This is a genomic window from candidate division WOR-3 bacterium (assembly GCA_016867815.1).
Taxonomy (GTDB): Bacteria; Hydrothermota; Tepidihabitantia; order Tepidihabitantales; family Tepidihabitantaceae; genus UBA2258.
The window spans coordinates 1-24313 of sequence record VGIR01000021.1; the positions used below are offsets into that span (position 1 = coordinate 1).

The 24313-nt window shown below is 63.3% G+C and carries 18 protein-coding genes; 12 read left to right on the forward strand and 6 right to left on the reverse strand.

The window, feature by feature from the left end:
• The first annotated feature begins 556 nt into the window (after positions 1–556).
• Positions 557–1258, forward strand: coding sequence for a hypothetical protein (locus tag FJY68_04850; protein MBM3331166.1), 702 nt, complete (start codon positions 557–559; stop codon positions 1256–1258).
• Positions 1259–2009: 751 nt separating this feature from the next.
• Positions 2010–2174 carry a PLDc_N domain-containing protein gene (locus FJY68_04855; GenBank protein ID MBM3331167.1) on the forward strand — a complete coding sequence of 55 codons (165 nt, stop codon included), beginning with the start codon at positions 2010–2012 and terminating at the stop codon, positions 2172–2174.
• A gap of 70 nt (positions 2175–2244) precedes the next feature.
• On the opposite strand, the gene FJY68_04860 is transcribed toward FJY68_04855, so the two are convergent.
• The 6 genes from FJY68_04860 to FJY68_04885 all read right to left on the reverse strand — a co-directional run bounded on the left by FJY68_04860 (position 2245) and on the right by FJY68_04885 (position 12053).
• Positions 2245–2685, reverse strand: coding sequence for a hypothetical protein (locus FJY68_04860; GenBank protein MBM3331168.1), 441 nt, complete (start codon positions 2683–2685; stop codon positions 2245–2247).
• 178 nt (positions 2686–2863) lie between these two features.
• A complete protein-coding gene (locus tag FJY68_04865) occupies positions 2864–5494 on the reverse strand; it encodes a T9SS type A sorting domain-containing protein (GenBank protein ID MBM3331169.1) in 2631 nt (876 codons plus the stop codon).
• A 137-nt stretch (positions 5495–5631) separates the two neighbouring features.
• Complete coding sequence (locus FJY68_04870) at positions 5632–6207, reverse strand: hypothetical protein (protein MBM3331170.1); 576 nt, start codon at positions 6205–6207, stop codon at positions 5632–5634.
• Between the two features lie 274 nt (positions 6208–6481).
• Positions 6482–9802 carry a hypothetical protein gene (locus FJY68_04875; GenBank protein MBM3331171.1) on the reverse strand — a complete coding sequence of 1107 codons (3321 nt, stop codon included), beginning with the start codon at positions 9800–9802 and terminating at the stop codon, positions 6482–6484.
• A 204-nt stretch (positions 9803–10006) separates the two neighbouring features.
• Positions 10007–10831, reverse strand: coding sequence for a hypothetical protein (locus tag FJY68_04880; GenBank protein ID MBM3331172.1), 825 nt, complete (start codon positions 10829–10831; stop codon positions 10007–10009).
• Positions 10832–10991: 160 nt separating this feature from the next.
• Positions 10992–12053: a tetratricopeptide repeat protein gene (locus FJY68_04885; GenBank protein ID MBM3331173.1), complete on the reverse strand. Its 1062-nt coding sequence runs from the start codon at positions 12051–12053 to the stop codon at positions 10992–10994.
• 523 nt (positions 12054–12576) lie between these two features.
• Here FJY68_04885 and FJY68_04890 point away from each other — a divergent pair.
• The 10 genes from FJY68_04890 to FJY68_04935 all read left to right on the forward strand — a co-directional run bounded on the left by FJY68_04890 (position 12577) and on the right by FJY68_04935 (position 24310).
• Positions 12577–13635: an aminopeptidase P family protein gene (locus FJY68_04890; GenBank protein MBM3331174.1), complete on the forward strand. Its 1059-nt coding sequence runs from the start codon at positions 12577–12579 to the stop codon at positions 13633–13635.
• 37 nt (positions 13636–13672) lie between these two features.
• The gene (gene efp / locus FJY68_04895; GenBank protein MBM3331175.1) at positions 13673–14230 is read left to right on the forward strand and encodes an elongation factor P; all 558 of its coding nucleotides are present in this window, start codon (positions 13673–13675) and stop codon (positions 14228–14230) included.
• A 139-nt stretch (positions 14231–14369) separates the two neighbouring features.
• Entirely contained in the window at positions 14370–15722 is a 1353-nt protein-coding gene (locus tag FJY68_04900) for an acetyl-CoA carboxylase biotin carboxylase subunit (protein MBM3331176.1), read from the forward strand.
• The gene (locus FJY68_04905; GenBank protein MBM3331177.1) at positions 15719–16432 is read left to right on the forward strand and encodes a 2-phosphosulfolactate phosphatase; all 714 of its coding nucleotides are present in this window, start codon (positions 15719–15721) and stop codon (positions 16430–16432) included. Before FJY68_04900 ends, FJY68_04905 begins: the two co-directional genes overlap by 4 nt.
• Before the next feature lie 128 nt (positions 16433–16560).
• Positions 16561–18237, forward strand: a complete 1677-nt coding sequence (locus tag FJY68_04910; GenBank protein ID MBM3331178.1) for a tetratricopeptide repeat protein — start codon at positions 16561–16563, stop codon at positions 18235–18237.
• Between the two features lie 72 nt (positions 18238–18309).
• Positions 18310–19218 (forward strand): hypothetical protein, encoded by a 909-nt coding sequence (locus FJY68_04915; protein ID MBM3331179.1) that lies wholly within the window; start codon positions 18310–18312, stop codon positions 19216–19218.
• Positions 19218–19883, forward strand: a complete 666-nt coding sequence (locus FJY68_04920) for a hypothetical protein (protein ID MBM3331180.1) — start codon at positions 19218–19220, stop codon at positions 19881–19883. Before FJY68_04915 ends, FJY68_04920 begins: the two co-directional genes overlap by 1 nt.
• Positions 19883–20437: a hypothetical protein gene (locus FJY68_04925; GenBank protein MBM3331181.1), complete on the forward strand. Its 555-nt coding sequence runs from the start codon at positions 19883–19885 to the stop codon at positions 20435–20437. Before FJY68_04920 ends, FJY68_04925 begins: the two co-directional genes overlap by 1 nt.
• Before the next feature lie 100 nt (positions 20438–20537).
• Positions 20538–22214, forward strand: a complete 1677-nt coding sequence (locus FJY68_04930) for a hypothetical protein (protein MBM3331182.1) — start codon at positions 20538–20540, stop codon at positions 22212–22214.
• Positions 22215–22351: 137 nt separating this feature from the next.
• Entirely contained in the window at positions 22352–24310 is a 1959-nt protein-coding gene (locus FJY68_04935; GenBank protein ID MBM3331183.1) for a hypothetical protein, read from the forward strand.
• Positions 24311–24313 lie beyond the last annotated feature (3 nt).

The following is a 24313-nucleotide window of genomic DNA, read 5'->3' on the forward strand; positions in this document are numbered from 1 at the left end:
AGAACTTGCACGAATCGGCGTCGAGGTTCCCTGCGTGGCAGACCCTGCGCCTGCCGCACCCTCAAGTCGTGTCAATTGTAGAATGGATGTTCTCGCCTGTCAACAGGCAGGGAGATCTAGGAATAGTCACCCATTCGGCGTCTCGCTGTGACCAGTGCCAGGCACGCCATTCCAAGAGCCTCCGGGCAGATTCAGCTTCAAGCCACAAGCCGCAAGCCCACAGCTAGCTCAAGCGCAAGCCGGCTGACGGCTGACGTTTCCCGCTGGCTCCTGGTCCTTTTCCTCCCGACCTTTCCGTTCCCCTCCCCTATTCCTGAGTCCAAACCCCGCGGTTCATTTAGGTGAACGGCTACGTCCCGAGCCCGGCCAGAAGCCTCGCCGATTTGACATAGCCAGAGTCCGGAGTATTCTACTCCCGATGGTTGGCGGATTCCTCCCGGCCATGACGGAAGTGAGATAAGTAATGTCCCCGGAACTCCCCTAGCTCGGATTCGATACCAAGCGTTCCGGCCATCGTCCCTCTTGACGTCGGTTGGGTGCTTTTCTATAATACCTCATGTCGCTGGTAGTGGCTCTCAAGGCGAAGGACGCAATTGTCATGGCTGCGGACAGTCGAGGGACTATCGGAGACCCGCGAGGCCTTACGGCCATCAACGACAAGCAGCAGAAGCTCTTTCCTTGTGGTTGCTGCGGTTTGGGGCTAGTTGGGTCGATGGAGATGGGAACCGCGCTCTTGGACGTTCTGGAGAATCAGGCGCGAATCCAGGACGTGGCGAATGTGGATGACGCCGCAAGGGTAGTAATGCAGCACTCCGCCACATCGTTTGGGCAGTGGTTTGGCAACATCGCGCCAGACAAGCGGCCGGTCGTAATCATAACTCTTGCTGGCTACCGTGATCCTCGGGGCGCTCAACCAAAGCCCATGGTCTACAATCTCAACAGCCAGGTTAACTTTGCCCCGCAGTTATTCGGCGATGCCCCAGCCCTATCGGGGGTTCCTCAGTATGCAGTGTATCTGGTCCACCGCTACTATGACCCGACTATTCCGACTGAGAAGGCGAAAGCTCTTGCCGAATATCTTATTGCCGAGACAGCCTCACAAGACCCCAAAGTTGGCGGTCCGATTCGTATGTCGATGATTTCGGCGGCATCTGGCTATGCACCGCTTACTGAAGAAGAGGTATTGGCGGTCCACAAGTCTAACGAGACGTTAAATGCGCGCCTACGCGAGTTCTTTGTCACGGGGGGTCCTCAATGACCGCTCAAAAGATAGCTGAAGGGGCGTATTTTGTCCCCTCCTATTCAACTCTAACTATCGAACCATCATTCGGATTCTACTCGACGCAGACGGTTCTAGTCGGTGATGACGAGCCGGAATCGGATGACTCGGTGGTCCGCTAGTTCGAGGCGCTAGTCAGCGTTCGGAGCAATTGCGGGTCGCGGACGGCGGCTCCTTCTCCCACGGCATTCTGGATTGTAGGTTGTCCGTCATAGATTAGCCGCGACAGCCCTCGGCTTTGCGCCGGTGCAACGCGGAGCGAGTGCCTGGCTGGTGCTGCCGCGCAAAACATCCTAGCGTGCAACCGCCACTGGCCGCGGCCGAAGGCCGAGGGTTTCCAGCTACCATTTCCACGCGAGAAACGGCGAGAAACGGGGACGATACCCAATTGCTTCCGAAGCGCATCTAGGCAGTGTACCTTCGCTTCAATCGCCAGCCCCAAGCCTCAGCCGTAAGCTCTCCCCCGCCGATTTGACATGCAGCGCGACTGCGTCGCAGCTCAAGCACAAGCTCAAGCCGGCTGACAGCTTCCTGCCACTCGATCCCTCTATCCCTCGATCACTCGATCCCTCTCTCCTTCCATTTGACATCCCTGCCCACAGACTTGACTGATCAGGCACAGATGCTATCCTAGCGCGTGCGTTCACTCGGTCCGGTTTTGGCTGCCGGCACCTTCGGCTCGCTTTGGCTGGCCATCAGCCTGATTGGGGGTCTGTTCGCGCTCTGCGCTATGGCCTTCTGGGTCTGGATACTGGTCGAGGTGCTGACCCGGGAGACCGACGAGGGCAACAACCGGCTGATCTGGGCGCTAGTCATCGTGTTCACCCACTGGATCGGCGCGCTCATCTACCTGCTGGCTCGGCGGCAGGAACGGATCCACAAGCTCGGCCGGTAGTCCGGACCGGGCCGAACACTAGCACAACCTCAGGCCGGCTGACCGCTTAGGACCGATCAGCCGGTCAAAACTAAACGGTCTCCAGCTGGCTGAGGAAGTAGTTGCGGTCTTCGTCCTTGGCGATGCCTTTGGCCGCCTCCCGCGCCAGTCCGAGGTAGCGGTCACGTTCAGGCTGGTTGCCCCCGACCGAGTTCGCGCGGGCCAGGGCTTCGTAGGCGAAGGCAAGATCGAAGTCGGCTATGCCGTGGGACTGGCAGAGCTCGAGCGCGCGACGGCCATGGTGCAGCGCCGGCTCAGCCCGCTTCAGCACGGCATAAATGTGGGAAAGCTGCTGCTCGCCGCGAGCGAGGTTGACCGGCTCACCGACCTTGCCCCAGTGAAAGCGCGAGGCGTGCCCGGCATGAATCAACTCATCGACCTCTTCGGTCGTGCGCTCCTTCTTGTCGAGAAGATCCCAGGTCCGATTGAACAGCTCTGCTGCCATCTTCCTGTGAAACTGCTCCTCGGTCATCGTCTGTCGACTATTCTCACTCACGTTTGCCTCCTTTGGCTATGTGCATACGCTAGTTCTGTATCAGACCGCCTGCAATGCAGAGGGATTCACAAAGACCCCGGTCCGATGGACGCCTGGCTCGACGCCGCGGGGCGGCCCGAAGGCCGCCCCGATCTCAGAAAACGCTAAACCGGCGCTAGCGGCTGAGCAGTACTTTGCCCGTAGCCGAGTTCTGCCCGGCTTCGAGGCGGTAGAGGTAGATGCCGGACGGCACGAGCCTGCCCAGGCCATCGCGCCCGTTCCAGGCGGCCGAGTAGTAGCCGGGTTTGAGCTCGCCCTCCTGCAACGTGCGGACCAGCGCCCCAGTGGCCGAGTAAACCGAAAGCCGGGATGAGGTCGCACGCGGTATGGCATAGCGGATCGCCGTGGAGCGGCCGAACGGGTTGGGCGCTGCCCGGTCAAGGCTGAATACCCGGGGCAGTCCCCTGCCTTCTTCAATGCCGTTCGTCGAACGCACCACGACCGATTCCCTGACCACGTTGTTACCCGTGTTCGCGTCGCCCGCCAGGCCGGTGGAGCAGGTTACGGCGAAATTCCCGAGCGTGTCGGCCGCCCAGTCCGCAAAGCTCACCGTGTCCACGCCGCCGACGCCCAGGGTCAACCGCACCGAATCGCTGTAGCCGGAGCCGATGGTGAACCAGACGTCGAGCGTCTCCGCAAACGTCCCGAAGTTCCTGACTTCCGCGGCCGGTGCGACGACCGTACCGGAATCGACCGTGTCGGTCGGAGCGGTGATGAAAGTCGCGGTCACGTCGTGGAACTCCACATCGCCCATGACGCCGATGGCGGCGAGGGCGAACGGCTGCGGGCCCTGCGGCACGTTCCTGGCCTTGACGACGACGCTCCAACTGCCGACCTCAGGGCTGTTGATGCGGGTGCACTCCTCGACGTTCAGGGAGTCGTTGATGCCGCCGGTAGCTGACTGGCCGCCCGAATAGACGTTGCCCTTGTAGGGGGTCCCGCTGGGCGAGTAGACCGTCAGGTTGATGTCGTTGACGCAGACGTAGGAGGAGCGCATCGTGCCCGGGTAGTCGGTCCAGCAGAGCGTGACGCGGAAGGGCTTTCCCGCGGCGGTCACGTCAATCGGTATAACCACCGAATCACCGGTCTCCAGGCCGATGGTGTCGTCCAGCACCCAGAGCCGGGAGGTGTCGCCAGCGAAGTAGAGCGAGGAGTCAAGGTCAACGCGGCCCCAGCCCACGTTGTTGTCCGGCACGGTGTAGCCGGCAATATCGTTGTCCGCGCCGACAATGCCGACTGCCTTGTTGAGGGCAGCTGAGATACCCATCCGCGTGCCCGTCAGCGTGTCGCCGGTCGGATAGTAGCCGAGTTGAAAGTAGTTGCGGATAAGCGCCATCGCCCCGGCCATGTTCGGTGTCGACATGGAAGTACCGGACATCAGGACATACCCGTTCGGGTTGGAGTTGTCGGCCGACATGATGTCCTCAGCCGGCGATACCAGCTGCGGCTTCCTGCGGCCGTCCGAGGTCGGGCCGCGCGAGCTGGATGAGAAGATCTGCCGGCACGAGGTGCCCGGTCCGGTGCCGCCGGTCGAGATGATGTTCTTGGCATTGACCGGGTGCCCCATCTCGTTGACGCCCCGGTTACCCATCGAGTTGCAGTGCATGAACTTACGGTGGTTCCAGGTGAACTGGTCCGCGGTCATATCGGTGAAGACGTACTGGTTGAAGCTGTCTTTGCGGGAGTAACTCATCGAATTGTTCAGCGCGCGCAGGCTGTCAACGTGCACGTCCAGGCCAGAATCCGGGCCGCGGAAGAAGACGGTCATGTCCCAGTTGGACGGGAGGCTGTTGAAGTTCTGGAAGAAGACCCGCGCGCCCTTGGCCAACCCGTCGTTCCAGGAAGTTCCGCCCACCTCGTCATCCGAGCCGCAGAGCGTACCGGTCGTGTGCGTGCCGTGGGAGTCTGAGCCGTTGGAGCCACGGTAGGCGACGACCTTGCGATGGTTGGGACCGGGAGTGTTGCTGACCGTGTCCCGGAACTGGTTGTGGGCGATGTTCATCGGCCCGTCGGTAAGCCCGACGAGCATGCCGCGACCGTACACACCTTTGCGCCAGATAGTCCGGGTCGTGTCGGACGCGGAGTACCCGTGCTGGTCCACCCATTGCGTGTCCATGTTGTCGGGCGTCATCGGCGTATACGGCTCGACCCAGTAGACGCCGTTGAGCCGGGCGATGGCCGGGATCTGCGTCGCGTCCACGTCCATCTTTACGCTCTTGTTCCAGGCATTGAACTCGGTCACCAGGTTGGCAGCGCCCAGGGCATCCAACTCGGCGAGCAGGTTCTGCTCGCTCTCCTGGTAGTGGAAAACGACAATCAGAGTCTGCCGGCCCGTGGCTTTCTCCAGGCCGGGGCAGAGCTTGAAGGCGGGTTGGTCGATGCCGAGCCAGCGCACCTCGGGCAGCGCCGCGATGGCTCCCATGGCTGCAGTCGGGACTCGCGCCACGAACGTGTACCGCGGGACGTACCATAGCAACTCGGCGCCGTAGCCCTCAACCGTCCGTTTCCACTCGGGGCGTATCGGACCGGGAAACTGGATCATGCAATAGGAGTAGTCCCCGGAGAAATCGGCCGCAGTCAGGTTCTGCGGCAGAACCGGCGACTTCTCGAGCGGATCGAAGCTGTAGCCCTGCACGAGGTTGATAGTCATCGGACCGGTCTGGTGCGCGGGCAGGACGACCTTGGGCAAGCCAAGAGCGGCTGTCCATGTTGCCAACGCCAACGGCAATATCCTAATCAACGACATTTTTTGCTCCTTGTAGCTGCTGGACCGAGTGGAGTAGATTATACGGACAGATCAGAGGGTGGCAAGCCACGCCCGGGCGAAGAGCGAGAACTGACGACCTCGCCTGCTACCGGATGACCCTTGCAGATCCCTGCCTATCAGTAGATCTTCTCTCCAACCCTGACCGAGTATGTCTTCTGGCGGTACTCCACTTTCATCCCGTCGCCGGTGACCTCGACGATCTTGCGGCCGTCGACATCGTCCCCGGCCTTCAGCCGCCGCTCGCCCACCAGCGCGGTACGCGAGCCGGTATTGTCGGTGAGTATCGCCCGCAACTGGTTCGGCGTGCTGACGGCTCGTGACGAACCGCCGCTGACGTAACCGCCGCTCGTGCTGCGCGTGGTCCGGCTGCCGCTTGCCGCGGCCTCTTGCTTGCGCCTCGCCTTCTCCTCCCGCCGTTTCGCGATCATCGAGTCCCGGCTGGACTTCGCCTTGCGCGCCACGGCTGCCACCGGCTTCCTTGTCCTGGCGTACGCACTCCCCGTATCAGCCCCGGCCGCTCTCGCCCGGGTCGCGGCCGGCTTCTTGCCGCCGCCTCCGAAGAGCAGCAACGCGACCACTATCACCACCACGATACCGGCACCGGCGAGGACGAACTGCGTCATGGTTGTGTTCTTCGCCTTCGCCTGCCTGGGTTGCTGCGCTGCGCCTTCGGACTTCTTCGATGCCATCATACACTTGCCTCCTGCAATCGCGGCCTATGGTCTGTCATGGTTCCGGCACAGACTGGCTTCCGTCACGCTATAACATAGCGCGGGCACTGCCGCGGTCAAGCGCTGAGCCGGGAAGAATGACGAAGCTCGAAGCCCGAATTCCGATTGAAATCCGAATCGCGGAGTATGGCCCGATGGGAATCCGGACTTGACCACTGACTCGTCACCCAAGTTTCGTGTGTCGGCCTTGTCCGCCACTCAGTCCTCATTCGAGCTTCGGACTTCGAACTCTGTCCTAGAAGTAAGCCTTCAGCTCGGCGCTGAGGGTATGCTCGCTCGGCCGGTCCGGGCGGTCCTGGAAGCTGTACCGGGCGGACGCCGAGAGCACGTTGCTGAACGAGTGCTCGAAGCTCAAGCCCGCCCCCGGAATCGTTCCGAGCGGCTCGATCAGCCCGACATCGAACGGCAGCACCGGGATAGTCGCGGCGCGGTGCACGACCTGAAGAGACGTTCGTACCCGGGTCCGGGAGCCGAAGCTGAACGTGCGGGCGAAACTCGCGTCAAACGCCCAGAGCGCAAACCGCCCGAGCTCGGGGTAGGAAACCGTCTCGGCAACGCTCTTCCGTTCGTAGCCGAGCTCGGCCTCAATCCGCAGCCTGCTGCCTACTACCGGGCTGAACTCAACCCGCCAGCCGGCTTCGTCATAGTCGATCTCCCCTCCACTGAGTCTCCGCCGTGCCCGCTCGGCCTCGAACCGCGCCCGGCCTTCAACCTCGGGTAGCCGGTCACTGAACATCTCGACATAGGCTTGCTGGCGGGACGATGCCCGGCCGGTCGCAGCCAGGTTCAGGTCGACCCCGAATTCCGAGCTGGCGCCAAGGGTTGGGGTGAGTACCGGCTCGAAGCTTTTCACTACCAGCCGCAGGTCCTGTCGGCTCAGGTCGGTGAGTACGCTGCTGTCGGTGCTGGTCCGGGTCTGGCTGAAGGATCCGGACAACGCTGCCGGGTCGAACATCGACACGTCGCCCGAGCCGTTCAGGGACCACTCGCGTGCCTGAGTGAATCGGCCGGTCGCCACCACGACCCGCTCGTAGTCGCCGTCAGGGTCTGCGTAGTACCGGCCGCTCACCGAGTCGCGCCGAAACTCACCTTCTCCTCTCCCGACGTACCGGAAGAGCTCGTCCCTGAGCTGCACCTTGCGGTAGGACTGGTTGAAGTCTGCCTGCAGCCGCAACCCGGCCCGCGGAGTCGCGGTGCCGTTCAGGCTGGCGAGCAACTGGCTCCAGTTCTCGCCCGAGCCGGCATCGAACCGCCGGTCGTTCAGGCCGGCCATGGCGCCGAGCTGGAAGGCGGTCCCGCCGGTCCAGTCCGCCCGTGCTTCAAGGAGTCGGGCCAGGCTGGTACGCTGCCAGGCACGAATCACCGTATCCGGTTCATAGAAACAGGAGTGACGGTAGTCTACTCCCGCAGTCAGCGCGGTAATCGGCTTCGCTTCCAGCCCGGCGATCAGCACTGACGACATGTCGCGGGCGTTCACCACGCTCTGCCATCCGGCCTTGGGATAGAGCCAACCAACCCGCGGCGTCGCGAGAACGCTCTGCCGCGTGATGTCTGCGACCCGCGTGATGTCGTATCCCAGCCACCCGGCCTGGACGCCACCATGGTATCGATAGACCGGCCCGCCCTCGAACCGATCCAGTCGGCCGGCCTCGCCGCTCAAGCTGAGAAACGCAGCCGGCCTGGCGCGCAACGAGACTTCGTCGCTCGAGCGCCTCTTGTTCTCGGCCGTGCCTCCCCAGCGATACGCGAAGTCGACCTCCGGGCTCGCGCCCGGAGCCTCAAACCGCCGGTCCTGCAGGCGGTGCCTGTAGAGTATTCCGTAGGAACTGTCCTGCCACCCCGCATCGAGGTTCAGCGCGCCGGCATCAACCTGTGCTCCGCCCGGTGCGAACAGGTTCAGGCTCCGGCGCTGGACAAGACCCTCGACCCCGGCAGTGAACCCCGACTGCTTAAACCCGACGCGGGCGTATGCCGCCTCGCTCCGCTCGGGCAGGGCAATCCTGCGCATCGCGACGTAGTTGCCGAGACCCGCCCCGGCGTAGCGGTAGGCGAGGATCGTATCACTGTACCGATAGTCGCCGAGCGAATCCCCTACCAGCGTAAACCGCACCTGGTAGTCGCCCGAGTCCCTCCCGACGTACTCGAAGTGGTCTCCGACCTTGATGTAGTCACCCTGGCCCGGACCCGCGTAGGTCGCGCCATCCAGCCAGGCCCGGCCAGTGTCAGCCCCGATGGCGGCAAGCGACTCCCTGTCCGCTGGTGACAAATCCTCCGTGAAGCTGGAGCTCGGGTCGTCACCCTCCCGGAACACGCCAAAGTCTAGACTCGCTCCCGTACCCGGAACGCCGACCAGTTCCCGCTGCCCGAACCCCAGCCTCGCCGCTCCCGCGAGCAAGGAACGGCTGTAGTCACCGGTCACGTAATGGAACGTAGCCTCGATCCTCGCCAACCGGTCAATTACCCGGCGATTGGTGAACAGCAGTTCTCCGGTCGAGTAGTCAATGGTGTAGTCCGCATCCCAGCCGCGAACCATCCGGCGACCGTTGAGATAGACCTGCTCGCTACCCGGGACTATAAGCGCCGCCCTTCCATCCGGTGCCAGGACATATGGCCCCTGCGAACCGTCGACCCCGGCCATTTCCACGCGGCCAAACAACCCTTTGGGAGTCGCGTAGCCTCCGAACACCCCGAAGGATGGGGTCGAGGGATCGGGGATTGCAGGACTGGCCGCTGCGGTTCCAGTCAGACTGAGCGGGGATCCGGAACCCAGGCCCCTTGAATCCGTGACCCCTTGAATCCTGGTGCCTGCTTGCACCTCTCCCCATCCCGCGCTCGCTCCGATCGCCTTCCGCTCAATCGTCCCGAAACCGCCAACCGGCACGAGCAGATTCACATCACCGAAAGATCCATGCCACTGCCGGCCTCGCAGACTGATGAGCAGCTTGTCGAGTTCCTCGATATCCCGGGTAGTTCCCTCGGCCGGAATCGGCGAGCTCTGGTCGGACAGTTCCGCTTCAACTGCAATCCCCTCGAAGCTGCCCGTTATCGCCACCCGCGTAGCCTGATCGATTCCCGCGTTTGCTCCGCCGACGCTGACGCCCAGCGTCTTGCTGCCGGAAAGGTCAAGTGCGGTCGGTCCGACAGTGGGCGACGCGGTGTCCGCGACCCGGCCGGCGGTTGGCTGCAGGACGGATGACTCGCGGCCCGCGACCGGTGGCCGGTGCAGACGATACTCCTGCGGCATACCGGGAAGCCGCACGCAGCGGTAGACGACCCGAATCGGGACCCACTTCTCAGGCTTGCGCCAGAAGACGATGGAGCCGGTGCCGTAGTCGAACTTGTAGTCTGTCGAGTCAAGACGGGCGCCTGAGACATAGACTGCGTCCGTGCCCAGGACGAGAAACTGTCCATCAGGGGCAGATGAGTCCGGAACGACCTCAAGCGGATAGACGAAACTGATACCGTCGCTGACGATCAGCGTCTGGCAAGGAACACCGATTGGCTCGGTCAGGGCGACTGAGACGAACAAGAACAGGGCGGCGAACGAACGCTTCAAGTCCAGCGGTCTATTCTGCCAATCGCCAATCGCAAATTGTCGTAGCTGACCTCCGCACGAGCAATGCAACACCCTGCCCCCTCCCTTCTATTCCCTCCCCCTTGAGGGGGAGGGAAGGGTGAGGGTAATGCAGGCGGCACTTCACTTACGCGGACCTCAGTAGCCGGTTCATTCCGGCTGCCGGCATTCGACAATCGTCAATCGTCATTCGGCAATCCTGTATACGCGGATCCTTGTCCCGGCATCGAGGACTGCGAGCCGGTCGCCAACCAGCACGACCGATAGCGGCCTGACCGAGTCCGGCAGGCTGAAACCTGCCACCCTGCCCTCCCTGATAACCCACAACTGCGGCCTCCCCCGCACTGCCAGGCAAAGCGTACCCTCTTCGTTGGCCGCGAGCAGATCGCAGGCGGCGGGAAGCGACAAAGACCGCGTGACTACGCCGCTGCGACTGAAGTAGTAGAGCAACCTCGACGCCGTACTCAGGACCGCAAAGCTGCCGTCACGCAAGGAGGCAATCGCGCCGGGACGGGCCACCTCTGCAGAACTCATGAACAGCCGGCTCTCGCCAAAGATACCCTTGTACCAGATTGCTGCCCGGTCCGCATCACTCACAAGCACTACCCCGGGCTCAAAGCTCGCCAAACCGGCGACCCGCACGTTGTTCAGCCACGGCTGCAGACTGAGCTTGTCCTTGGACATCCGGTAGAGCAAGTGGTCATCGTACACGTAGATGTAGAACCGGTCAGCCGCGATGCCGGCGGGAGCGGTCACGCGCTCGGTGAGCGGAATCGTGTCCCAGACCGCGAGCGCCGCAGTGTAGCGGACGACCCGCGTGCCGGAATTCTCCAGCACCAGCAACATCTCTCCATCCGTACAGATCGCGGTAGCCGCAGACCCGAGTTCCGCCGTAGCCTCCGGCTCCAGCGGCGCGAATCTGCTTGCGGGTTCGACCCGTCCGGCCCCAACACAACCGGTCACCAGGCATAGCGCCACGCCCAGAACTGCCTGCCTGATCACCGTGTTCACTGCTACTCTATTGTTGCCTCGAAGCCGTGAAAGTCAAGCCATCGCCCAAATGCCGGCCGCAGGCAATACCCCGACTCGTCGCCTGCGCTTGTGTTGTGTTTTCGTGCCTCATGCCGGGCCGGACGTCAACCGACGGTGGAGATGGAACGCGGGCGCTGCCCTAGTCGGGCCGTCTCATACGCAACTGGTCAATCCGGTCGAACACGTCGGTAATGGCCTCTTCATCCCTCCCGGCCTGCTTCAACAGCTCAGTCAACCGCTTGCGACCGAGCTTGTCCTCGCAGCCCGCCAGTCCGGTAAGGGTCTGACGCGGACCATCGGCAACCCCGGTGGCAAGCAGGATGGTCAGGGCCTCCGCGAGTTTCGGTACGGCCTGCTCATGCTCGCTCCGGTCGGCCAGAATCAGCCCGATGTTGCCGAGGTCGGCCGCTACGCCGAGTTGGTGCCCGATTTCGCGGGCCAGTGCCAGCGCTTCGTTGTCGTACTTCAGCGCCTCGTCCAGATCGCCTTTGTCGCGGCAGATGTTCCCGATGCTGCCCAGGTTGCTGGCCAGACACCATTGGTCTCCGGTTTGGCGGGCCATGGCCAGCGCCTCCCGGTGGTACTCCAGCGCCTTGTCGAACTCGCTCCTGTCGTGGTAGACGTTGCCAATGTTGGCCAGTTGCGTCGCCACGCCCCATTGGTCGCCGATGTCGCGTGACATGGTCAGTGACGCCTCGTAGTACTGCAGCGCCCGGTCGAGTTCTCCCCGGTCGTGGTGGACGCTGCCGGCGTAGCCGAGGTGAATGGCCGTCGCCCATGGATCGTTGGAGTCGTCGGACAGCGCCAGCGCCTGCTCCATGAGCGTAAGCGCCCGGTCGAGTTCTCCGTTGTCGTGGAATATTCGCCCGATGTTTCCCAAAGCCCGGGACCCGCCTTGCCGATCATCATACTGCTCTGCCAGCCGCGCCGACTCCTGGAAGTCCTTCAGCGCCTCGTCGAGGCGGCCCTGCGTGTAGTGGCAGACCCCGACAAGGTTGTTGAGCGCTACCAGCCCCGGCCCGTTTGTGGCGACAATCGCCTGCTTGAAATACCCGATTGCCTGGTCCCAGCTGGAGATATTCATCGCGGCGAATCCGAGCTCGAACGGCTCCCTGACCTCGGGTCTGGATTGCAGAAGTGCACCCAAATACTGGGCCATCCTCCCTGGACGACACCGCACCACGCCGGGCTTCGTCGCCATCACCTTGTCTACCCCAGGTTGTAGATGAGCATTCGGCCCATGTTTGCCGCTGCGCCCGTGAAAGCGCGCGCCAGTGTGGACAGAGCGAGCAGCAGAGAGAACGCACCCGTCGGGTGTCCCATAACGTATACCAAGCAAGCCAGTCTAGCTTCCCCCGCCTGTATGTCAACTCTTGGAGCTTGTCAGCCCTGCCCGCCTCCCCGCCTCTTCCGCACTGACTCCTCGGCTGCCCCTGCTACCATGTGAATCAAGGAACACGGACCGCGGTCATGCGGTCTAGGGGCCAGGCCCAGGGCCGGCACGGGAATTGACCAGCGCCTGCCGGGAGATAGCCGACCTGCTGGCGAAAGCGGCCGTCAAAGGGATGGTGCCGACGGACAAGGCCGCACTGCTTACCGTGGCAACGGAAGAGGACCTCAAGCCATCGCGCAGTTCGAGCAGATGCTCTACCCGCTCGGCTGACCGGGCGCCTCGCCGCCCGCCTGATTTGACTCCGAGTTGACTTCCCTTAGAATACGTCCCCATGTCTAAGCGAATCGAACGGCTGCGCGGCCTGATGCGCCGCGAGAAACTGGACGGGTTCGTGGTCGTGAACCTGCCCAGCATCCGCTATCTATGCGGTTACACCGGCTCGAACGGGCTGATGCTCGTTACGCCACGCGATGCCTGGTTCTACACCGACTTCCGCTACCAGGAACAGATAAAGACAGAGGTGAAAAACTGCCGCAAGCACGTCCTGACGCGCGACCCGCTTGCCCATCCGCGTCCCGAGTGGAGCCGGCCGTTCCGGCGCCTGGGTGTCGAAGAAAACCACGTCACACTCGCCCGGTACAGGCAGTTGCGCAAACGGTTCAACAAGTCCCGACTGGTCGGGGCCAAGGATCTGGTGCTGGAACTGCGCCGAGCCAAGGAAGCGATTGAAGTCGAGCAGATAGCCGCGGCTCAGCGCATCACCGACCGCGTGTTCGGGAATGTGCTGAAGCTGGTCAAGCCGGGCGTCCGTGAACGCGACCTGGCACTCGAGATCGAGTTTCAGTTCCGCCGGCACGGCGAGGTAGCGTTCGACTCCATCGTCGCGTCCGGAGGGAACGCCGCCAAGCCTCACGCCGGGTTCAGCGACCGGAAGTTGAGGAACGGCGACGCGCTCACCCTCGACATCGGCTGCCGCGTGGGAGGATACTGCTCCGACATGACCCGAACCGTATTCGTCGGCAGGGCCCCGGCCGAGCTGCGCAGGGTCTACGGAATTGTCGCGGAGGCCCAGCGGCGCGCCCTCGAAGCCATCAAGCCCGGCATCACGGGCAAGGCCGCCGACGCGGTAGCTCGCGACTTCATCGTCGAGCAGGGTTACGGCAGGCAGTTTGGCCACGGCCTCGGCCACGGTGTCGGCATGGAAGTCCACGAACAGCCCGTTCTTGCCTCTACGAGCAAGGACACGCTGTCGCCGGGGGACGTTGTCACGGTCGAGCCGGGCGTCTACCTCCCGGGCGTCGGCGGCGTCCGCATCGAAGACATGGTGCACGTCACCAAGACCGGATGCGCGAATCTTACCCGGAGTCCGAAGCGGCTGATCGAGCTCTAGCCGGCCCGGGAAGCAGCAGCGAGGAACAGGAGCAGACATGATCACCCCCAACGAGTTCAAGTCCGGAGTGCTCATTAAGTACAAGGACGGCACCTACCAGGTACTATCCCATTCGCGCAGCCGCACCGCGCAGCGCCGGGCCCGGGTCGTGGCCAAGCTCCGCAACATCAAGACCGGTGTGCAGATCGAGGAGAGCTTCGAATCCGAAGCCAAGTTCGAGGAAGTCGAGATGGAACGGAAGAAAGCGCAGTTCCTCTTTCACGACCACGTCGGCTACCATTTCATGGACACCTCGAGCTACGAGCAGTTCGCCCTCAGCGAGGAGCAACTCGGCGACAGCTCACTCTATCTGAGTGACGGCCTCGAAATCGATATCTCGTACATGGATGGCGTCCCGGTCAGCGTCGCGCCGCCGATGTTCATCGTGCTGGAGATCGTGGAGACTGAGCCGAACTTCCGCGGCGACACCGCGACCGGCGGCGGTAAACCGGCGAAACTCACTACCGGACTGGTCGTGAGCGTACCCTTTTTCGTCAAGACCGGCGACAAGGTGAAGATCGACACCAGGACGAATACGTACGTTGAGCGGGCATGAGTTCGCTCCAGCCTGAATTGCTGGTGACCAAATCCCCATGACCAATCAAAGCCGAATGACCCCATGCCCACTTCGGCGTCCTCCTCTTTGGTCCATGATTGGGAATTGGCAATTGGACATTGGTCACTCCTCCTAGGGCATGTCTCTTCCTTTCAAGAAGGTCCTCGTCGCCAACCGCGGAGAGGTGGCGCTGCGGATCATCCGCGCCTGCCGGGAACTGAGCGTGCCGTCGGCGCTCGTCTACTCCGAGGCGGACCGCGACTCCCTGCCAGTGCGCGTGGCCGACGAAGCGGTCTGCATCGGGCCGGCTCCCGCCCAGGACAGCTACCTGAATGTCTCGCGCATACTCTCTGCCGCCGAGATCACCAAGTCAGATGCGCTCCATCCGGGCTATGGTTTCCTCTCCGAGTCGCCGGAATTCGCCGAGGCGGCGGAGTCGTGCAAGGTCACGTTCATCGGCCCGACTGCAGAGACCCTGAGACTGGCGCAGGACAAGATCCGCATGCGGCAAATCGCCCGCCAGGCGAACCTGGCCGTCGTGCCCGGCTCCGACGGCGAGGTGAACTCGTCGACCGATGCCGCGGGTATCGCAGCCGAGCTTGGCTACCCCATCTTGGTCAAGGCCGCAGCCGGGCGCGGTGGCGGCGGCATGCGCCTGGTGAAACGGGACAGGGACATTGAGACCGGTTTCCGCATGTGCCAAGCAGAAGCCAAGGCGGCCTTCGGTGATGGCCGAGTCTACATTGAAAAACACCTGGCCAATGCCCGGCACGTCGAAGTCCAGCTGCTTGCCGACCGGCGGGGCAACGTCTCGTATCTGCCGGAGCGCGACTGCTCGGTCCAGTTCCGCTACCGGAAACTGCTGGAAGAGAGCCCGTCGCCGGCCGTGTCCGGGGCGCTGCGCCGCGTCCTTGGAAAGCAGGCGCTGGCGATCGGGCGGGCGGTCGGACTGACCAATTCCGGCACGGTCGAGTTCCTGATGGACGACAGAGAGAACTGCTTCTTCCTGGAAATCAACGGTCGGCTGCAGATCGAGCACGGAGTCACGGAGATGGTCACCGGATTGGATATCGTCCAGAACCAGCTATTCTCCGCTGCCGGCGAGCCGCTCATTCTGCCCGCCGAGGACCCCGCACCCTTGGGCCATGCGATCGAATGCCGCATCACTGCCGAGGACGCTGAAGTCGGGTTCGAACCGAGTTCAGGCCTCGTGACCGACGCCAGGATGGCTGGTGGTCCGGGCATCAGGGTGGACTCGTACCTTTCGCCCGGATACGTAGTACCTCCACTCTACGAACCGCTGGTCGCGAAACTCATCGCCTGGGCTCCTGACAGGCCTCAGGCCATCGCACGGATGGCCCGGGCTCTTGCTGAAACGGCCGTTACTGGAATCACGACGACAGTCGGACTCCACCGCCGCCTGATGGAGAGCGGCCGGTTCCGGCGCGGCAAACTGGGAATCGGAATGCTCGACGAGGAGCTGGCCGCATGAGAATAGGCGTCGCTCCCGTTCCCCGCGAGTTCGCCGGCGCAGAATCGGGCTCGGCCGTGGTGGTGATCGACGTGTTCCGCGCCTCGACGACGATCGCCGCGGCGCTGGCCGGCGGCGCCAGGTTTGTGCTGCCGGTCGCAGACGTCGAACAGGCAATGAGGATGTCCGAACCCTATGACCGCAATGAAGTCCTGCTCGGCGGAGAGCGTGAGTGCCAACGGATCGATGGATTCCAACTCGGCAACTCTCCGTTGGAGTACACGCGTGAGGCCGTCGCAGGGAAGGTGGTCATCTTCACGACTTCAAATGGCACACGGGCTCTGGCCGTCGCAAAGGACGCGGCCACGGTCATCGTCGGCAGCTTTGTGAACTTCAGCGCGGTGGCTGATGCGGTCGCCGGGCATGAGGCCGTAACCGTTCTCTGCGCCGGCAATAACGGCAGGATAAGCCTCGAGGATTTCATCTGTGCGGGCGGGCTGGTGAACCGACTGGCGAAAACCGAACCCCGGCTCGATGATGCTGCCCTGGCGGCCCGGGCCGCATATAAGAACCTTAAGGCCGACCTCGGCCGGACACTGGCAGCAACCCAGCACGCGCTTCGGCTGGCCGACCTCGGGTTCCGCGCCGACCTCGAGTTCGCGCTCAAGGTCGACTCACTGCCGATCGTACCGCGCCTGATTGAAGGCAGAATCGTCGCACCGCCCGCTTGACTCCGCTGCGGCGCCTGCTAAGATTGTAGTACTGGCTACGTCAGGTCAGGTTGCCTGTACTGCCACCGGGTGCCATCCGGCTGGGAACGGCCGTAATCGCACTCGGTGCGTGCCCTATTCCCCTGACAATGAACAGCGTTAGCTTCGACAAAAGTCAGCGGCTCGGGCGCGCTGTCACTGAAGTAAGGACCATACTCGAACGGGCAGCCAGCTACTACCCCTCCGATCTTCCGGTCAGTCATTACGCCCGGCGCACCAACTGGCGCTACCAATCACGGGGCGCGGACAGCCCTCTGGACCTTGGCTTGGAGCAAGTACCGGGGTTTGAACCGCTCCGTCGTCAGCTTGAGATGGCCAGATCTCGCGCCGAAGCCCTGCTCGTCTCCGAACGGCTGGGCGAAACGATCATCGGGGCACAGGAGCGCGAGGAACTGACTCGGCGCGCGCTCGGCATACTGCCCACCGCTGAGGCCGACCGGATGCGGGAGATCTTCGCCTGCGCCGAACTCCAACCCCGCCGCTTCGCCCACTCGGCACCGAACACCGTGGCCGCCTTCGAGCAGATAGAACGGAACTGCGGGCGCGCCACGGCGCTCACCTACTGCATGCTCAGTCTGGCCGGCCAGCGCCAGGAAGAGGAGATTGTCCGCTACGGCGAGCGTCTGGAACAGGTCTTCAACCAGGTCGTGTCGGCCCCGGCGGTGAAAAAGGCTCTGGAAACCGAGATTCCCCGTGACGAACCAGGCAAGTTCGAAACCCTCCTCGCCCTGTTGCAGGCGGCGCGTGATCAGCTCTGGCTGCTGAAGCCGAACCGGGTGTCGAACGAGTTCTTGCTCACCCAGGTCATTGACAACTACCTCGGGGCCAAGAGCAGCGCGGGCAGCGCGCTCGGCCTCGCCCTGTTCGACAGCATCATCATCGGCAAGCTCGGATTCCGCGCCGACCTGTTTATGGAGGAGGGAGCGCTCCGGCTGCAGGTGCCCGTCGGCAACCGCAGCGTACCGTGGGAACTGACCGACCGGCGGCCCCTGTCGCACTCAACAACCGCGAGCGGCTGCGTGGTCGGTTCGCGTTCGCTGTTCACCATCACGTACAGCAGTCTGGCCGCGATGTGCTTCGCCTTCGGCATGTTCGAGCGCGCTACCGAGGCATACCGGTCCGCGCTGGAACTCGAACCGGGCTCGGTCGAGACCCGCACTGGCCTGGCAGTCTGTCTGCTGAAACAGCAGTTGCCGGATGACGCTGTACGCGAATTGCGCGCCTGCATCGACCTGGAACCGAACGCAGCCGAGGCACACCACCAGATGGGCAACGCCTACGCACTGCAGTCGGACTGGCCCCGGGCCATAGAATCATACAAGCGGGCGCTGCGTATCAGCCGGGACGTAGCCGAGGTCTACAACAACCTCGGCTTCGCCTACCTGCATTCCGGCAACGCCCAGCAGGCTGTCGCTGCGTTCGAGGCCGCAATAAGTCACCGACCGGACTACTACCAGGCCTATTTCAACCTCGCTAATCTGCACTTGGAGCAGCAGCAGTATGACCTTGCCATCAAGCAGTATCGCGAGACGCTGCGCATTGAACCGAGATTCGTCGCCGCCTGCTACAACATGGGCCGCGCCCACTACGACAAACACGATCTCGATGGCGCTATCCACTGCTACCAGAAGGCTGTGGAACTGAACCCCAAACACTCCGGCGCCTGGTACAATCTCGGCATCGCCTACCGCGACCAAGGCCAGGCCGAAAAGGCTGTCGAGGCGCTGGAGAAAGCCGTCACCATCAACCCGAGCCTGATGAGGTAGTGCGTGGGCACCGCTGGCTGGCAGGCAGTTGGTCCGGGCGGCGAGTTCTCGAGCCGGGCGCGGGGTGAGTAGATGGCAGTAACGCTTGGTCGCATCTTCCGACGCACGCTGCCGGATCCCGGTGTCGACCCGGTTCCTTTCGGCCCCCGCTACTCCATCTCCGGTGATCGGCTGGCCATCGAATCCGGTCCGCTCGCCGGCACCGCACTGCGAGTTGAGCGCCGCGTCTCGCACACCAAAGCCGACTTCAGCTTCTACGAGCTTGCCGGCGACAGTTCACCGATCGCCAATCGTCAATCGCCTGTTTCTCCTGACCCGGTGGCACACTGTCACTTTGACCGCGACCCGCAGACCGGCATCGAAACCCTCTGGAGCATCTTCATCCGATCTGAGTATCGCCGTCGCGGCTTGACGACGCTTCTGACCAGGCTCACCTTCCGCGGGCTGCTGGCTACCGGTCGGCGCCACTGGTTTTCCATTCGCAAGCTGATGCAGGTAGACACGGAAGGCCGGAACCAGATGCCGCCTCCCGGTAGTCCGCGGCCCGAAGGCCCGCAGCTGCAGCGGATTGCACTTCACAATCTGGGGTTGGGGCTGGTCGCTCTTCGGCTCGGCTTCAAACCGGAGCCTGACCTCGCGCGCCTGCTGGCTCCTGGCAACGTCGACGCCATACAGGCAATCCCGCCCGACCCACCGAGCCCACCCGGCTTGCTGCTGCGCCTCGGGACCCTCCCCGGTCTGCTGGTCGCGGCAATGGTCGACCCGAAATCCGGTCAGCCGGTCACTGACGCGAGTGCCTACGAGCGATTCGTCAGCCCGAAGCAGCTGCTCCGGCAGGCGCTGTCCGGTCACGCGGTCATCGGCAATATCGACTACATCCTCTCGCGCACCGCGATCGAGCCGCTCGCCGCCCGTCTGGCAAACGACCACGCCGAACTCCGACATTTCGCCGCTGCCCTTCGCCGGGGTGCCCCGAACTGATGCCAACGAAACTCCGGCTCGAAGCTCACCGCTCTCTGGAAGTGACCCTCGCGCTGCTCAGCCCCAAGCTGGGCTGTGGCCTGATGCTGCACAGCCTGCCGCGGCTCAACGCCTCCGACCCCCTGCACAACTCGCTGGCCAACTACGGCTACGAGAACTTCTTTGCGGACAAAGCAGCTCAGAAGGTGATCGAAAACTCCGGTCTGCTCAAGCAGTTCTTCGACAACGCGTTCACCAGCAAGACACCGCTGCGACAGAACTTCAGAGACGTCTACGGACACCTCGTAGTTTTCATGGCCATAGATGCCGCCGCCAAGACTGCGTGGTTCGTCGCCGACCCCAACAATCGCGTCGCCCTTGAGAACTACTACCGGGACGCGCTATCGCAAGGCCTCAAGCCGCTCGGCGTAGCACTGCTCGGCTCAACCGTCAGGCTGACCCCGCCGGGCTGGCAGAACCTGTTCGACCTGCTCAGCGACAAGTTCTTCTACGCCAACCCCGGGGTCGAGCGCGTCGAGATCATGGGCATTCTGGACGGGGCGAGATGGCGGGCGCCCACACTCAGCCTGGGCGTCACGCTCTTGAACTTTCGCGAGCTTCCGGAGGTAGAGTCCGCGGTCAAGGCGGCAATGCGCGGCTCGGCCGGACCGCAGAACCGACGCTGATGGCGGACGAACCCCACAGTTTTATCACCGGCACCCTTTGGCTCAAGCTCAAAGAAGACGTCCGCGACTTCCGGATCTTCAATAGTCGGGATCTTGCCTGCTCGGCCTACTATCACATTCGCCGGGTGCTGCTGGCTCAGCCCGGCTGGTCTTGCCGCGCCAATCCTCCGCTTTCACACGAGAACCAACCCCCCTTACCCTCGCCTGACCTGGGCCTTTTCTCGGGCGGAACTCTCAACGCGCTCTTCCAGTTCGAGTTTCACCTCGCGCCCGGCATGAACGGCGGTTTTCCGACCGCCGCCTTGAACGAGAGGATGACGTCGCTGCGCCGAGTGGTTGAGGAAACGGAGCTCCCGCGCGCGACGAACTCGGGACGAGTCGGACGCGGCTACCTGGTCGGCGTCTTCGACACCGAAGAGGAGTGGTTCTTCCCCGACCAAGTAGCCTGGGACAAGCAGTCCTGCGTCTGGCTGCCGGTCAACTGCCACACTTTCGCCGACTACTCGGAGTGGCGCCAGAAGTGGGACCGGATTGCCCGGCTGTCGAATCAGTAGCCGCGTGACAATCGTGGCTGGCAGACGGTCAGGTCGCGTCTCAGTCTGCGGACTGCTGCTCCTCCCGTGCCTTGCCGCAGCCCTCAGTGGAATACCGATCATGCCGGTAGACCAGCTCAAGCCCGGCATGAAAGGCACCGGGCTCTCGGTCTTCTACGGCACCGAAGTCAAGGAATTCGGAGCCGAGGTCGTCGACATAATGCGCCAGGTCTCGCCGCGCGGTGACCTGATACTCTGCCGGCTTTCGGGACAGGGCCTCGAGGAGTCCGGCGTCATCGCTGGCATGTCGGGAAGCCCCATCTACATCGATGGCAGGCTTATCGGCGCCGTTGCCTATGCGTGGAGCTTCGCCAAGGAGCCTCTGGCCGGTGTCACACCGGCGGCCGAGATGCTGAGGATATGGGACATCCCGGACCACCAACAGGATCGGGGCGGCTCGCGAACCACCCGAATCCCGGGCAGCAGCGGGCTTTCGGGCCTGTCGGCCCTGCCGCTGCCTGTAGTCATGTCCGGCTTCACTCCCGCGCTCGCGGCGCTGGTCGGACCGGAACTGATGAAGTTCGGCTTCACGCCGGTAGCGGCAACTGGTACTACCTCGGCGGAGTCCGGGGATACTCCGGAACTCGTACCAGGCTCAGCCGTCGGCATTGCCTTGATTGACGGCGACGTGCGGGTTTCCGGAATCGGCACTGTCACCTGCCGGGACGGCAACCGCATCCTCGCGTTCGGGCACCCGATGGTGCAGGCCGGCAGTGTCCGCCTGCCGATGGTCGGCGGCAGAATCCACTCGGTCGTTGCTTCGGTAGCCAGTTCCTTTAAGCTCTTCTCTCCCACTGCGCCTCTCGGCACCATCAATCAGGATCGGCTGGCCGGTGTCGGCGGCAGCCTCGGCCCCGTACCCGAGATGCTCCCGGTGACGGCAGTCATGTCATCGCCTTCCGGGCTCGACACCTATCGGTTCCGCATAGCCGAACTGGAAGACCTGGCGCCCATGCTTATCGCCACCGGTCTGGCCAGCGCCATCTACCAGACCGAGGGAAACCTCGAAGAAGCTACGCTGACTTCGCGCATGACCGTCCGCTTCTCCCCAACCGGGACCCCGAACCACGACCCGCAACTCCCTTCTTCTCCTCTGGTCATCGAACACCGCTTCAGCGGCGTCAACCCAGCAGCCGGGTTGTACCGGTCGGCGGGCAATGAACTCGAAGTGCTCTTTGCCAACCGTTTCCTATCCGCCCCAATCGAAGCCGTGGAGTTCGCCTTAGGATTCAGCCCGGGCCGGGACCTGGTCTATCTGCTTTCGGCACGGCCGCAGACCACTTCCGTTCGTCCGGGTGACTCATTGCGCGTCACTCTCGGGCTACGCGACTATCGCGGCGCTGACTCAGAGATAGTGATAACGGTTGGCATTCCCGAACCGACTCCCGAAGGCAATCTTCGGATCGTCATCGGACCGCCCGACTCCCTGCTGGCACTCGAAGCCAGCCGCGCTCCGGGAAGGCTGGAACCGGCTTCTTTTGCCGAGCTGGTTGAGCTGCTGTCGCAGACCGGCAGAGAGAACGAACTGGTGGCCGCCGGCTTCTCATCCCGGCCCGGCCTGACGCTTGGGGGAAAGGAACTTCCCGCCCCACCGCCCTCGCTTCGCTCGGTCCTGCTTGACCACCGGTCCGCTGAGCAGGTTGTGCCGACCAACGAAAGCCGGGCTTTCCACCAGGTATTCCGCCTTGAACGGGTCATTTCAGGTGTAGCCAACATCGATGTGGAGGTTAATCGATGAAAGGACGCGCTGTCCGACAGGGGCCGCCGAGGCCAAGTAGCAGGGACGAAGAACAAGACGGATTCGGCATGGGACGTTTACGCTCCGCCATTCGTCGCTCGCGGTTCGTCATTCGGACTTATCTTGTCCTCTGCACGTTGTCCTTCGCACTTGGCTCCGTTTGGACGGTCGACGGCACCGATAGCCTGCTGCAGCACCTCGATCACATCGAGTTTGAGAACGTGTCAATTCACTCCGGAGGAACGGTCACCCTTTCCCCCGCCCTCACCGCCATGCCATTCGTCGACGTGGCCGCAGTCTGGTCCACAGTCGGCGACCGCAACGGAAACGTGTACGTTGCGACCGGTAATCGGGGACGCCTCTATCGCATCGGCCGCAGCGGAAAGCCGGAGGTCATGTTGGATTCCGGGGCCGGCGAGGTCCTAGCCCTTACCGCAGACGCTGCCGGGATAGTCTACTGCGGCACTACCCCTGCCGGTAAGGTCTACCGCATCCGTCCCGGGGAAAGACCGGAGCTTTTCTGCTCCACCGGTGAGAACTACGTATTCAGCCTGCTCGCCGCTCCCACCTCCGCCTCTGGCCCGGCGGCCCTGTTCGCCGCCACCGGCGAACACGGCAAACTGCTCCGCATTACCGCCGACGGCAAGGCGACCGAAGTGTTCGCAGCGCCACAGGCACACCTTACCACTATGACCTGGCTCGTTCCCGGCAGGGAACTGCTGGTCGGAACGTCACCTGACGGGGTCGTGTATCGTCTCAGCTTCACTCCGGGCTCTTCCAGCCCGGACGTGTCGGTGATCTACGACACGCCTCTTAACGAGGTGAAGGTAATCGCTGCGGACGCCTCCGGCCGGGTATACATCGGCGCCAATGCCGGCAGTGACACCGACGACTCGGCCCGTGCGGGCGTGTACCTGGTTGACCGGTCCGGTGTTCGCCGTTGGTTCTGGCCGGCACCCGACTCGATGGTCTACGCTATGTCGTTCGTCGAGTCGCCGGGGCCGTCTCGGCTGCTCGTCGCCACAGGTAACAAGGCCACGGTCTACGAACTCGATACACTCGGCCGCGTATCGGTCCGGTACCGGCTGAAAGAAACCCAGGCGCTCTGTCTGACGTCGCCGAAGAGCGGTCTTCAGATTGGCACCGGGAATCCGGGCAAGCTCTATCAGGCCGCCTCGAGCTACGCCGATTCCGGCTTCATCACCTCGACGCCGTATGACTGCACCAATCCGGCCTTGTTCGGTACACTCGTCCACCGGGCGAATGTGCCCGCAGGAACCGCGTTGGCCTTCGAGACTCGGTCAGGCAACTCTGAGAAGCCGGATTCGACCTGGAGCCGGTGGTCGGCGGCAACCCCGGGGATTACCTCTCCATCCCGTCGGTACATCCAGTGGCGCTGCCGCATGCGCACGTCATTTCCCAACCTCACGCCCGCACTGCGGCGGGCCGACGTCCACTTCCGCTCGGCCAATCTCGCCCCCGTCATCAAGAAACTCGACATATCCCAACCGTCGCTCGATGACGTGGCAAAAGGACTGGGCAAACCTTCGCGCCAGGTCACGTGGGATGCAACTGACCAGGATTCCGACTCGCTCTCGTTCACGATCTTCTTTCGTAGCGAGACCGAGACATCCTGGCTGCGGGTGGGACGCGATGTGACGGACAGCCGCTTCGAACTTGACACGCGGTCCCTCCCTGATGGCTGGTACGAACTCAAGCTGGTGGCGAGTGACGGACCCACTGAGCCGGCCGGAACTGCCCTGGCCGCCGAGAGAGTGAGCCGACCGTTCATGGTTGACAACACCGCTCCAACCGTGACCGGGCTGAAGACCGGTACGCCTGACCCGAAGTCCGGGCTCTGTCGGGTCAGCTTCTCGGCACAGGATGCTCTCTCCACCATTGCGGCGGCCCGGGTGACGGTCAACGCCGGCGACTGGGTGATACTTGAGCCTCAGGACAGGGTATTCGACTCCGGCACGGAGGCATTCTCGGCGGAGGTCAAGCTGACAGCGGGCGCAAATGCGGTCAGCGTCTGGGTTGCCGACGCGCAAGGAAACGTAGGCGCAGCTCGGACGATCGTCCGCCTCCGTCAGTGACCA